Origin of the sequence: Nocardia sp. NPDC057353, from assembly GCF_042667085.1 — a bacterium.
In the GTDB taxonomy this organism is placed as follows: Bacteria; Actinomycetota; Actinomycetes; order Mycobacteriales; family Mycobacteriaceae; genus Nocardia.
The window spans coordinates 1-13,701 of record NZ_JBHVAK010000102.1; the positions used below are offsets into that span (position 1 = coordinate 1).

Annotated in this window: 4 protein-coding genes; 2 read left to right on the plus strand and 2 right to left on the minus strand. The window is 75.1% G+C overall.

All coding sequences use genetic code 11. The annotated features are described in order from the left end of the window. The first annotated feature begins 21 nt into the window (after positions 1-21). Positions 22-8,442 (plus strand): type I polyketide synthase, encoded by an 8,421-nt coding sequence (locus ACFUUZ_RS30490; protein WP_378702293.1) that lies wholly within the window; start codon positions 22-24, stop codon positions 8,440-8,442. A 60-nt stretch (positions 8,443-8,502) separates the two neighbouring features. Here ACFUUZ_RS30490 and ACFUUZ_RS30495 read toward each other — a convergent pair whose 3' ends face one another. Both ACFUUZ_RS30495 and ACFUUZ_RS30500 read right to left on the minus strand, forming a co-directional pair. Further along, entirely contained in the window at positions 8,503-8,994 is a 492-nt protein-coding gene (locus ACFUUZ_RS30495) for a VOC family protein (RefSeq protein ID WP_378702295.1), read from the minus strand. An 87-nt stretch (positions 8,995-9,081) separates the two neighbouring features. Next, positions 9,082-10,011, minus strand: a complete 930-nt coding sequence (locus ACFUUZ_RS30500) for a phytanoyl-CoA dioxygenase family protein (RefSeq protein ID WP_378702296.1) — start codon at positions 10,009-10,011, stop codon at positions 9,082-9,084. A 243-nt stretch (positions 10,012-10,254) separates the two neighbouring features. On the opposite strand from ACFUUZ_RS30500, the gene ACFUUZ_RS30505 reads away from it, so the two are divergent. Then, positions 10,255-13,701, plus strand: a 3,447-nt coding sequence (locus tag ACFUUZ_RS30505; RefSeq protein WP_378702298.1) for an acyltransferase domain-containing protein, incomplete at its 3' end; no start/stop codon positions are given.

Genomic DNA, 13,701 nt, shown 5'->3' on the forward strand with positions numbered 1-13,701 from the left:
TGTGTATAAGAGACAGGGGCGATGGCCACCGCCGCCGACATCGCCGAGCTGCGCACCGCCGCGGCCGCGCTGGGTGATCCGGTGGCCGGGGTCGGCGGCACCGCCAGGCCGGGCCGGGTCGCCTTCGTCTTCCCCGGCCAGGGCGCCCAGTGGGCGGGCATGGGCCGGGAGCTGCTCGCGGAGAGCGAGGTCTTCGCCGGGCGGATGGCCGAGTGCGCCGCGGCGCTCGACCCGCTGACCGGCTGGTCGCTGCTGGCCGCCGTCGCGGACGACGCCTGCGCGGCGACGGTCGACGTGGTGCAGCCGCTCTCGTTCGCGGTGATGGTGTCGCTGGCGGCGGTATGGGAGTCGTTCGGCGTGCGGCCGGATGTCGTGGTCGGGCACTCGCAGGGCGAGATCGCCGCGGCCTGCGTCGCAGGCGCGCTGACGCTGCCCGACGCCGCACTGATCGTCGTGGCCAGGAGCAGGGTGATCGCGGCCGGGCTCGCCGGCCGCGGCGCGATGGTCTCGGTGGAGCTCCCGGAGCCGGAGGCGCGCGGGCTCGCGGAGCGGTTCGGGGCCGCGGTGTCGATCGCGGCGCTGAACGGCCCCGAGTCCACGGTGCTCGCCGGTGCCGTGCCCGAGCTGGAGGCGGTGCTGGCCGAGTGCGCGGCGCGCGGCATCCGCTCCCGCCGGGTCGAGGTGGACTACGCCTCGCACTCGGCCCAGGTGGACGCGGTCGCGGCAGAGCTGCGGCAGGCGCTGGCAGGCATCGCCCCGGTACCCGGCCGGGTACCGATGCACTCCACCGTGCGCGCGGCGCCGGTGACCGGCCCCGAGCTGGACGCGGAGTACTGGATCGAGAACCTGCGCAGGCCGGTCCGCCTGCTCCCGGTGCTGCGGACGCTGCTCGCCGAGCGGTACCGGTTCTTCCTGGAGGTCAGCTCGCACCCGGTGCTGACCCCGGCCGTCGAGCGCACGGCGGAGGTCGCCGCGGCCGACGCGGTGGCGGTGGGAACGCTGCGCCGCGGCTCCGGCGGACTGCGGCGGGTGCTCGAATCCGTCGGGCAGGGCTGGGCGCACGGCCTCGCGGTCGACTGGGGCCCCGCCTTCGGAGCGGGGCCGCGCGCGGCGGTCCCGCTGCCCACTTACGCCTTCCAGCGGAAGCGCTACTGGCTGGATGCCGCCGCACCGCGGGGAACCGGCGCGGAGCCGGGCGGGTCCGCGTTCTGGCGCGCGGTGGACGACGGCGACGCCGACGCCATCGCGGCGGACTGGGAGACCGATGCCGCCCTGGTCCGCCCGCTGCTTCCGGGGCTGACCGGCTGGCGGCAGCGGCAGCGCGCCGCCGCGACGGCGGAGGCGTGGCGGTTTCGCGAGGAGTGGCGGCGGCTGGAGCTGCCCGCGGGCCGCCCGGCCGGGAACTGGCTGCTGGCAGGGTTGCAGAACGCGCACACCGAGATCGTGGGGGCCGCGCTCGCGGCGGCCGGTGGCACCGTCGTCCCGGTCGAGCTCGCCGGGCTCGACCGGGCGGGGATGGCCGCCCGGCTGCGGGAATGCGGGGTCGCGCCGGATTCGCTCGCGGGGGTGGTCTCCACCCTCGCCATCGACGATCGGATCGATCCGGAGCGCCCTGAGCTCTCCGCGGGCGTCGCCGCGACGATCGCGCTGACGCAGGCGCTCGGCGACGCAGGCATCGGCGCCCGGCTGTGGTGTGTGACGAGCGGGGCGGTCGGCGCGGCGACGACGAGCCCGTGGCAGACCCAGGTGTGGGGGCTCGGGCGGGTCGCCGCGCTGGAGTACCCGGGCCGCTGGGGCGGGCTGGTCGACCTTCCCGCCGCGCCGGATGCCCGGGTCGCCGAGCGGCTCGCCGCCCTGCTCGCGGCGGGGACCGACGAGGACCAGGTCACGGTGCGGCCGGATGGGGTGTACGGGCGCAGGCTGGTCCCCGACCCCGGTGCGGCGGCCGCGGCGCCGTGGCGGCCGACCGGCACGGTGCTCGTCACCGGCGGTACCGGCGCGCTCGGCGGGCAGGTGGCGCGCTGGGCGGCCGCGAACGGCGCGGCGCACCTGCTGCTGGTGAGCCGCGCGGGCGGCGCCGCGGCGGGCGCGGGCGAGCTCGCCGCCGAGCTGCGCGCGGCCGGCGCCGCGGTGACGATCTCGGCCTGTGACGTGACCGATCGCGGCGCGCTCGCCGCGGTGCTCGGCGCCGTCCCGGCCGAGTTCCCGCTCACCGCGGTCGTGCACACCGCGGGCGTGGCCGGGTTCGAGCCGTTCGACGACTGCACCCCCGCGACGGTCGCCGCGTCGAACGCCGCCAAGGTGCTCGGCGCCGTGCACCTCGACGCGCTGACCGCCGGGCTGCCGCTCGCCGCCTTCGTGCTCTTCTCCTCCGGCGCGGCCGCATGGGGCAGCGCCGGGAACGCGGCCTACGCCGCGGGCAACGCCCACCTGGACGGGCTGGCCGTGCTGCGCGCCGCGCGCGGGCTGCCCGCCACCTCGATCGCCTGGGGGGCGTGGGCAGGCGGCGGCATGACCCAGCGCGGCTCGCGGGACATGCTGCTGCGCCGCGGGGTCGGCGAGATGGATCCCGCGGTGGCGGTGCGGGCACTGGCGGCCGCCGTCGGGCACGGCGACACCACGGTGACCATTGCCGACATGGACTGGGCGCGCTTCGCCGAGACCTTCACCATCGCGCGGCCGAGCCCGCTGATCGCGGAGCTGCCCGCGGTGCGGGCGCTCGGTGCGGCGGCGCCGCGCCCCGAAACCACCGCGGCGCTGGCCCGCGAGCTCGGCGGGATGACCGCGACCGAGCAGGGGCGGTACCTGACCGCCGTGGTGCGGGCCGAGGCCGCCGCCGTGCTCGGCCACGAGGGGCCGGAGGCGCTGGACACCGCGGTCGCCTTCTCCGAGCAGGGCTTCGATTCACTGACCGCCATCGAGCTGCGCAACCGGCTCACCGGAAGGACCGGCCTCGTCCTGCCGAGCACGCTGGTCTTCGACTACCCGACGGTGGCCGATGTCGGTGCCTTCCTGCGCGACGCGGCGCTCGGCGGCGCGGGCGCGGCGGCGCCTGCCGCGCGCTCCTCGGCCGAGGAGCCGGTGGCGATCGTCGCCATGGCCTGCCGCTTTCCCGGCGGCGTCGAGTCGGCGGAGGAGCTGTGGGCGCTGCTGAGCGCGGGCACCGACGCCATCTCGGCGGCGCCGGACGACCGCGGCTGGGACGCCGGGGACGGCGGGGCCACCAGGGACGGCGGCTTCGTGCGCGGGGTCACCGACTTCGACGCGGGGCTGTTCGGGATCTCGCCGCGCGAGGCGACCGCGATGGATCCGCAGCAGCGCGTGCTGCTCGAGGCCGCGTGGGAGCTCTTCGAGCGCGCGGGCATCGACCCGCGCTCGGTGCGGGGCAGCGACACCGGGGTCTTCGTCGGCGGGACGCCGCAGGACCATGCCGTGAAGGCGGTCTTCGGCGGCGCCGCTACCGAGGGGTACCTGCTGACCGGCAGCTCGGCGAGCGCGCTCTCCGGGCGGATCTCCTACGAGCTCGGGCTGGAGGGGCCCGCGATCACCGTCGACACCGCCTGCTCGTCGTCGCTGGTGGCGCTGCACCTCGCGGCCAAGGCGGTGCGCGGGGGCGAGTGCTCGCTGGCGCTCGCGGGCGGAGTCGCGGTGATGTCGACGCCGAGCGCTTTCAGCGAGTTCGCCAGGACCGGCGGGCTCTCGGTCGGCGCGCGGTGCCGGGCGTTCGCGGCGTCGGCGAACGGCATCGGCTGGGGCGAGGGCGTCGGGCTGGTCCTGGTCGAGCGGCTCTCGGAGGCGCGCCGCCGCGGCCACCGGGTGCTCGCGGTGATCCGCTCCAGCGCGCTGAACCAGGACGGCGCCTCGAACGGCTTCTCGGCGCCGAACGGCCCGTCCCAGCAGCGAGTGATCCGGCAGGCGCTGGCCGACGCCGGGCTGACGCCCGCCGACGTCGACGCGGTCGAGGCGCACGGCACCGGCACCGTGCTCGGCGATCCGATCGAGGCGCAGGCACTGCTGGCCACCTACGGCGCGGACCGGCCCGCGGACCGCCCGCTGTGGCTCGGCTCGATCAAGTCGAACATCGGGCACACCATGGCGGCCGCCGGGATCGCCGGGGTGATCAAGATGGTGGAGGCGCTGCGCCGCGGCGTGCTGCCGCGCACCCTGCACGTCGACGAGCCGACGCCGGAGGTGGACTGGAGCGCGGGTGCGGTCGCGCTGCTCACCGCCGAGCAGCCGTGGCCGGAGGTGGACCGGCGCAGGCGCGCGGGCATCTCGTCGTTCGGGATCAGCGGCACGAACGCGCACCTGATCCTGGAGCAGGCCCCGGACGACCCGGCGGCGGTGCCGGTCGCGCAGCCGGAGGACACGGCCCGCGCCTGGCTGCTCGCCGCGCGCACCCCCGCCGGGCTGCGCGCGCAGGCGGGCAGGCTGCGGGAGTTCCTCGCCGCGTCGCCGACCGCGGCGCTCGGCGACATCGCCGCCGAACTGGCGACCGCGCGGGCGGAGCTGGAGTGCCGCGGCGCCGTCGTCGCCGCCGGGCGGGACGAGTTCCTGGCAGGCCTCGCCGCGCTGGCCGCCGGAACCGACGGCGCGGGCGTGGTCGAGGGCAGCGCCGCCGACCGCTCGGTCGTCTTCGTCTTCCCCGGGCAGGGCGGGCAGCGCTCGGCCGAGGCCGGCCGTGAGCTGCTGGCGACCTGCCCGGCCTTCGCCGAGCGGCTGCGCGAGTGCGCCGCCGTGCTCGACCCGGCGACCGGCTGGTCCCTGCTCGACGCGATCTCCGGTGCCGCGGCCGTGCCGATGGACCGGGCCGATGTCTCGCAGCCGCTGCACTTCGCGGTGCTGGTCGCGCTCGCGGCCGGCTGGGAGTCGTTCGGCGTCCGCCCCGATGCCGTCGTCGGCCACTCCCTCGGCGAGGTCGCCGCGGCCTGCGTGGCGGGCGCGCTGACGCTGGCGGATGCCGCGCGGGTGGTGGTGGCGCGCAGCCGGGTGAGCTCGAACGGGCTGGCAGGCCGGGGCTGGTCGATGGCGCTGCTCGGAGTCTCCGCGGAGCGGGCGGCCGAGCTGGCGGCGCCCTGCGGCGGGGCGGTCTCGGTCGCCGCGATCAACAGCCCCACCTCGACGGTGCTGGCCGGGCCGGACGAGCAGCTGCGGCTGGTCACGGCCGAGTGCGAGCGGTCCGGGGTGCGGGTTCGCCCCCTCGATTTCGGCTATGGGTCGCACTCGGCGCAGGTCGACGGCGTCACGACCGAGCTCGGCGAGCTACTGGTCGGGCTGCGCCCGCGGCGCGGCCGGGTGCCGATCTGGTCGACGGTGCACGGGGAGCCGCTCGCCGGGCCGGAGCTGGACGCGGCGTACTGGGTGGCGAACCTGCGCCGCCCGGTCCGCTTCCAGCCCGCGGTGCTCGGCATCGCCGCGGCGGGCCACCGGATGTTCATCGAGGTCAGCCCGCATCCGGTGCTGCTGCCCGCGATCGAGGAGACGCTGGACGCGAGCGGCGACGACGCCGTCGTCCTCGATACCATCCGGCGCGGTGACGGCGGGGAGCAGCGGCTGCGCCGGTCGGTCGCGCAGGCGTGGGCGCTCGGCGCCCACGTCGACCGGGTGCTGCTCGCGGGCGGGCCCGCGGGCGCGCGGATCGACCTGCCGCCGTACGCGTTCCAGCGCAAGCGGTACTGGCTGGAGCCGGAGGGCTCCGGCGCGCCCGCGACGCCGCCCGCCGCCGACCCGGTGGACGCCGAATTCTGGCAGCTGGTGGAGACCGGCGACCTGGCATCGCTGGCCGAGCTGGTCGAGGCGGAGCCCGGCGCGGACGCGGGGGAGATCGTGACCGCGCTGTCGCGGTGGCGGCACCGGGCGCGCCGGAAGGCGCTCGGGGATTCCTGGCGGCACGTCGAGCAGTGGCGCTTGTTCGAGCCCGCGCCCGCCGCGGCCGCGGGCCGCCCGCTGGTGGTGCGCTGGGACGTGCCCGATCCGGCGGGCGCCGCGAGCGAGTTGCTCGCCGCGCTGGCCGAGCGCAACCCCGTCGTCGTGTCCGTGGCACCCGGTGCCGACCGGGCGGCGCTGGCGGCGCGGATCGGCGCCGCGCTCGCCGGCTGCGGCCCGGTCTCCGCGGTGCTCTCGCTGCTCGCGTTCACCGCGGCCGCGGATCGGGACCACCCCGACGTCGCCGCGGCGGTCTCGGCGAACCTGGCGCTGATCCAGGCGCTCGCCGACCTCGACGTGGCGGCGCCGCGCTGGGTGCTCACCCGCGGCGCCGTCACCGTGGGCGCGGGCGACGCCGAGCCGGTCGAGGCCCAGGCGCAGCTCTGGGGGTTGGCCAGGGTCGCGGCGCTGGAGCAGCCGCGGAGCTGGGGCGGCGTGCTCGACCTACCCGAGGTCGTCGACGCGGAGGCCGCCGCCGTCGCGGCCGATGTGCTCGCGGGCGGGCACGGTGAGGACCAGGTGGCGGTGCGCGGGCAGCGGGCCGTCGGCCGCAGGCTGGCGCCGCTGGCACCGGACGGGCCCGGCTGGACGCCGCGCGGCACCGTGCTGATCACCGGTGGCACCGGCGCGCTCGGCGGGCACGTGGCGCGCTGGGCGGCGGCCGCGGGCGCCGGGCACCTCCTGCTGCTCAGCCGGTCCGGCGAGCGGGCGGAGTCGGCGCAGGCGCTCGTGGCCGAGCTGCGCGAGACCGGTGCCGCGGTCACCCTGCGCGCCTGCGATGTGACGAACGCGGCCGAGCTGGCGGGGGCGCTCGCGGCGATCCCCCCCGAGTTCCCGCTGCGCGCCGTCGTGCACACCGCGGGTATCGGAGGCTACGGCCTGCTGGCCGACACCACGGTCGAGCAGATCGCGACCGTGAACGCGGCCAAGGTGGCGGGCGCGCGCCATCTCGACCTGCTCACCCGCGACGCCGAGCTGGATGCCTTCGTGCTGTTCTCCTCCGGTGCGGCGGCCTGGGGCAGCGCGGGCAATGCCTGCTACGCGCTCGGCAACGCCTACCTGGACGGCCTCGCCCTGCGCAGGCGGGCGGCGGGCCGCCCGGCCACCTCGATCGCATGGGGCATGTGGGGCGGCGGCGGCATGGCGGAGGGCGCCGCCGAGGAGCGGCTCGCGCCGCGCGGGCTCAGGCACATGCCGCCGGAGGTCGCCGCGGCGACGGTGGGCGCCGCGGTGGGCGCCGGGGACACCGTGGTGACCATCGCCGACATCGACTGGCCGCGCTTCGCGCAGACCTTCACCATCACCAGGCCGAGCCCACTGATCAGCGAGATCCCCGGGGTCCGCCGGACGGAAGCCGATGCGGAGCCGGAGGACGGGCAGCGGAACGACGAGTGGCGGACGCGGCTGGCCGAACTCGACGGGCCCGAGCGCGGGGAGCTGCTCCGCGCGACGGTGCGCGAGCTGGTGGCCGCGGTGCTCGGCCACGACCGGGACGAGGTGATCGACCAGGACCGGCCCTTCCTCGAACTCGGCTTCGACTCGCTCACCGCGATCGAGCTGCGCAACCGGCTGCGCCGGACGACCGGGCTCGACCTGCCCGCCTCGGTGGTGTTCGACCACCCCTCCACGGCGCTGCTCGCCGAGCACCTGGAGTCGGTGCTGGCAGGCGTGGGCGCGCCGGGCCCGGCGGCCCCGACGATCGGCATCGCCACGCTCTACCGCGACGCCTGCGCCGCCAAGCGGTACGTCGAGGCCAACGAGATGGCGATGGCGGCGGCCCGGCTGCGCCCGACCTTCGACTCGCCCGACGCCAGCACCATGACACGCGAGCCGCTGCGGCTCGCAGCGGGGCCGGAGCCGGTGGTGCTGATCGGCATACCGGCCACCAGCCCGCTCTCCGGGCCGCACGAGTTCTCCAGGATGGCCAAGGATTTCCGGGGCGTGCGCGACCTGTGGGTGCTGCCGCTGCCCGGCTTCCTCCCCGGCGAGCTGCTGCCCGCCGGCTGGGACTTCCTGATCGGCATCCTGGCGGACGCGGTGCTCCGGGTCGCGGACGGCAGGCGGTTCGCGCTCATGGGGCGCTCCTCCGGCGGCTCGATCGCGCACGCCGTCCAGGGCGAGTTGGAGAAGCGGGGGTTCCCGGCCGAGGCACTGGTGCTGCTCGACTCCTTCGAGATCGGGAGCGCCGAGTCGGTGCGGGTCCAGTCCGGGGTGCTGTATCAGCTCCAGGTACAGGAGAGCAAGGTCGGCCGGATGGACGACGTGCGGCTGACCGCGATGGCCGGGTATTACCGGCTGCTCGCCGAGTGGGAACGCCGCGAGGTGAGTTGCCCCACCCTGTTCGTCGCCGCGTCGGAGGCGGACGCCGAGAGCGGCGCCGAGGCCGTGTGGACGCTCCGGCACGACCTCGTCCGGGTTCCCGGTGATCATTTCAGCATGACCGAGGAGTACTCGACGGAGACGGCGAAGGCCGTCGAGGAATGGGTGCGCCGAGTGACCGCCGCGACCCCGGAGTAATTCCGCCGGAACGCCGAAGGCGCCTCTCCCGGATCGGGAAAGGCGCCTTCGGCCGCGGGGTCAGTCCTCGCGCTGTGCGAGCAGGAAGTCCGGCAGCGGCTTCGTGGGAAGCAGCTCGTCCGGGATGGGGTTCGGATTGGGCGCCGAATCGGGCGACATGTTCAGCGAGAACAGCCCGACCAGCACGCCGCGCGGGTCGCGGAAGTGCGCCACGTCCGCGGTGCGGTCCTCGTTCGTCGTCGGCGGGACGGTGATCCGACCGCCTGCCTCCTCGATCAGCCTGCAGGATTCCTTCAGGTCCTCGACCTGGATGATGATCGCGATGTACTCGTCCGGGATGTCGGTGCCGTCCGGGGTCAGGTGGGTGTCCCACGCGGTGCCGAAGGGCATCGCGCTGCCCTCGGGCGTGTTGGCGAAGCCGTACGGCCTGCCCGGGCCGTCCAGCCCCTCGGTGAAGGTCCAGCCGAAGGTCTTCTCGTAGAATTCCTGGGTCGCCTTCAGGTTCTTGCTGCCGATCTCGAAGGAAATGAGTCGGCCGATATTGTCGGTCATGTGCGCTGCTCTTCCGGTCGAAGGGGGTCGGGGGTAGTGCCGGGGATCTGTGGCCGCTGAATTACCGGCGGCAGGAAAGCGTCGGTATCACTGCCCGACGCCGGACTGCAGTTCGCGCAGCCGGGCCGAGAACGCGGCGATGTGCCCGGCCAGTGCCGGGGGCTCGGCCGCGGTGCCCGCCGCCCGGCGCAGCCGCTCGCGCTCCTCCTGCAGCCGCCGGGCCGGGAGCTCGTCGGTGCCGAGCGACTCGAAGATGTAGTCCCGCTCGCCGAAGTAGGCGCGGTCGCCGAGCTGGTAGGCCAGCTTCATCCCGCAGTAGTCGTCGAACCTCTCGCGCCTGCACACCACATCGGCGCCGACCGCGCGGATGGAGATCGCGGTGCGCCGGATCTTCTGGTTCTGGGTCTTGTGGATGATGTCGCCGCGCAGCACCAGCAGATCGCCGGGCTCGAGCTCCGGCGTCTGCGCGATCGCGTCGATATCCGCGCGGAAGGTGTGGGAACTCCCGGTGCTGTCGTCCAGCCGGATATTTCCGGTATAGCGCGCCGCCCCGGCGCCGAGCGCTAGTTCGTGCAGCTCCGGATCGGATTCCCGCAGTGCCGAGAAAGGGACCACCGAGACATTCGAGTCGGCCGGATCCTCCTTGTCCAGAACCAGGTAGAGATTCGTGTAGTGGAAGTGGTCCCGGAAGTCGTAGAAGGAGCCGTGCTCCTGGTGGAACGGGAAATTCGTGGAGTGCTCGGGGTCATTCGGGTCGACCGAGAAGATCCCGCTGTGCGCGGGCACCATATCGCAGCCGAACAGATCCCGCTGCAGGTCGGCCAATCTGTCCAGTACCGCGCGGTCGATTCCCGCGGGGTCCTCGATGGCGGTGACCAGCCGTTTTCCGAAGTAGCCCGCGCCGGTGCCGTGGCCGATCGACTCCGCGAAACGGAGCAGGCCATCGATTTCCCGGCGGTCCAGAAATTGCTTCACATGGACGAATCCATTGCTTTCGAGGGTACTCTGTGAATTCATTGTGGGGGCCGATCTCCGTCGTGTGTGCGAGTGCTTCCGCGGTTCCGTCGGTATTCGTGGCAAGTATTCGTACCGGTTTCCGGGATTGTCAACCGCGATCTCGTCCCATACCGTGCCGCGGTGTTCGGCTAGGGGTGGCGCAGGGGTGTCGGGGCAGGGGGAATTGATTCTAGGTTCGGTCGGAACGACGGATGCGTGGCGGGAGCGATCGAACCGATGACGAATACTGTTCCGGATTCCTCTGTGCACCCTCTGGTATTCGTCCTGTCCGGAAACGACGAGAAATCGCTGGCGGCGTGGGCGGCGACTGTCCACCGGTTCGCGGCGGAGCACCGGGAGACCTCGCTGCCCGGCCTCGCCGCCACCATGGCGGGCACCGATCCCGCGGCCGAGTTCCGCGCGGCGGTGGTCGCCGCCGACCGGGACGAACTGCTCGGCGGGCTGGCCGGGATCGCGAGCGGGCAGCCCGGCCCTGAGGCGCTGCTCGGCCGCGGGCGGCAGGCGGGCGGGGTGGTCTTCGTCTACCCCGGCGTCGGCGCCGAGTGGCCGGGGATGGCGGACGAGCTGTTCGACATCCCGGTCTTCGAGCGCGAGATCACCGCCCACGACCGGGCACTGGCAGCGGTCGCCGGGTGGTCGATCCTTGACGTCCTGCGCGGTGCGCCTGAGGCGCCGTCCATGGACCGCCAGGATGTGCTGGAGCCGGTGTCGCTCGCGGTCTCCGCCGCGCTGACCGAGCTGTGGCGCAGCGCGGGGGTCGAGCCGGGCGCGGTGCTCGGGTACAGCCTCGGCGAACTCCCCGCCGCGTACGCCGCGGGCGCGCTCTCGCTGCCCGACACCGCGCGCACGATCACCCACTTCAGCCGCGCCGTCGCCGCGCTCGACGGCACCGGCGCCATGCTCAATGCCGGCCTCTCCGCCGAGCGGGTCGCCCCCTACCTGGCGGCCGCGGGGGGCCGCGCCGAGGTGGTCGGCTTCAACGGGCCCGGCGCCGTGGTGATCTCGGGCGATCCGGCGGCCGTCGGGGCGGTGCGGGCCGCGCTCGAACGCGACGGGGTGCGCGTGCAGGTGGTGCCGGTCCGGGTCGCGGTGCACACCGCGCGGATGCGCGGTGCGCGGGAACCCCTGCTGCGCGAGCTGGCCGCGATCAGCCCCGGTGCCGGGCGGGTTCCGTTCTGCTCGACGGTGACCGGCGACCTGTACGACGCCACGGAGCTGACCGGGGAGTACTGGAGCAGGAACCTGCGCGCCGCGGTGCGTTTCGACCCGGCGGTGCGCCGCATGCTGGAGTACGGCTACCGGTACTTCGTGGAGCCGAGCCCACGGCCCGCGCTCGCGACGGCCATGCAGGACATCTTCGACGACGCCGGGGTCGATGCCGTCGCGCTCGGGACGCTGCGCCGCGGCGACGGCGGCATGCGCCGGTTCCGCACGGCGGTGGCACGCGCCTGGGTCGAGGGGGTGCCGATCGACTGGACCAGGCACTTCGCCCACCTCGGGGCGCGCAGGATCGCCCTGCCGGAGCGGTCGGCGCCGCCGCGGCGCGCGCCACGCCCCGCCCAGCGGGCGCCGGGCGCCACCGGGCAGTTCCTGCCGCTCGTCCGCGCCGAGTGCGCGGCGGTGCTCGGCCGCGCCGCGGTGGGCGACCCCGTGCTGACCTTCGGCGAGCTCGGGCTGGACTCGCTCACCGCCGTCGAGCTGCGCAACCGGCTGCGGACCGCGACCGGGATCGCGCTGCCCGCCACCGTCGTCTTCGACTACGCCACCCCGGTCGCGCTCGCCGCCCACCTCGCGGAGCTCTCCGGTGCCGCGGCGCCGACCGAGCCGGAGCCGGAGCCGGAGCTCGCCGCGGACGACGACCCGATCGTGATCGTCGGCATGAGCTGCGCGCTGCCGGGTGGCGTGACCTCACCCGGCGAGCTGTGGGACCTGGTGGCGCGCGGCGCGGATGTCACCGGCCCGCACCCCGCCGACCGGGGCTGGAGCCGGGAGCTGCTGCGTGCCGCCAGCACCACGCGGGGCGGGTTCCTGTACGACGCGGGGGATTTCGACGCGGGGCTGTTCGGGGTGTCGCCGCGGGAGGCGGTGGCGATGGATCCGCAGCAGCGGCTGTTGCTCGAGGTGTCGTGGGAGTTGTTCGAGCGGGCGGGGGTGGCGCCGGATTCGTTGCGGGGGAGCCGGACCGGTGTGTTCGTCGGGCTCTCCGGCCGCGACTACGCCGGTGACATCATCGACCAGCCCGACGAGGCCGCGGGCTACCTGCTCACCGGCACGCTGAGCAGCGTCGCGTCCGGGCGGATCGCCTACACCTTCGGGCTGGAGGGCCCCGCGGTGACCGTCGACACCGCCTGCTCCTCCTCGCTCACCGCGCTGCACCTCGCCGCGCGCTCGCTGCGCGACCGGGAGTGCGCGCTCGCGGTGGCGGGCGGCGTCACCGTCATGGCGACCCCGGCGCTGCTGCTCGAGTTCTCGCGGCAGGGCGGGCTGGCCGCGGACGGCCGGTGCAAGTCGTTCGCAGGCGCCGCGGACGGGACCGGGTGGGGCGAGGGCGCAGGCCTCGTGCTGCTGGAGCGGCTCTCCGACGCGCGCGCCAACGGGCACCGGGTGCTCGCGGTGGTGGCGGGCTCCGCGGTGAATCAGGACGGCGCCTCCAACGGCCTGAGCGCGCCGAGCGGGCGCGCCCAGCAGCGGGTGATCAGGCAGGCGCTGGCCAACGCCGGGCTCACCCCCGCCGACGTCGACGTGGTGGAGGCGCACGGCACCGGAACCAGGCTCGGCGACCCGATCGAGGCGCAGGCGCTGCTCGCCACCTACGGCCGCGACCGCGCCGCCGACCGGCCGCTGCTGCTCGGCTCGCTGAAGTCGAACATCGGGCACACGCAGGCCGCGGCAGGCATCGCAGGCGTGATCAAGATGGTCGAGGCGATGCGCAACGGGGTGGTGCCTGCGACCCTGCACGTCGACGAGCCGACGCCGCACGTGGACTGGGATTCGGGCCACGTCGCGCTGGTGACCGCGGCCGTGCCGTGGCCCGAGACGGGCCGGGTGCGCCGGGCCGGGGTCTCGTCGTTCGGGATCAGCGGGACCAACGCGCACGTCGTCCTGGAGCAGGCCCCCGACCGAGCTCCCGTCGACCCGGACGCCTGCGACCCGGCAGGCGCTGCCGCGCTGCCGCTGGTGCTGTCCAGCGCGTCGGCGCAGGGGCTGCGGGACACGGCCGACCGGCTCGGGCACTGGTTGGCGGGCACGCCGGAGGTGCCGCTGCGCGATGTGGCGTCGACCCTGGCGGAGACCAGGGCGCGGCTGGCCCACCGCGCCGTGGTGATCGGCGCGGATCGCGACGAGGTGCTGGCCGGGCTGTCGGCGGTGCGCGGCGGGGTCGCGCGACCGGACGGGAAGCTCGCCATGGTGTTCTCCGGTCAGGGGTCGGAGTGGGTCGGGATGGGCCGTGAGCTGCGTGCGGCGTTTCCGGTGTTCGCGGCGGCTTACGACGCGGTCGTCGGGGATCGGGTGCCCGAGGATTTCGCGCGGACCGATGAGGTGCAGCTGGCGTTGTTCGCGGTGCAGTACGGGTTGGTCCGGTTGCTGGAGTCGTTCGGTGTGGTGCCGGATTTCGTGCTCGGGCATTCGGTGGGTGAGTTGGTGGCGGCGTGTGTGGCGGGGGTGGTGTCGCTGTCGGATGCGGTGTTG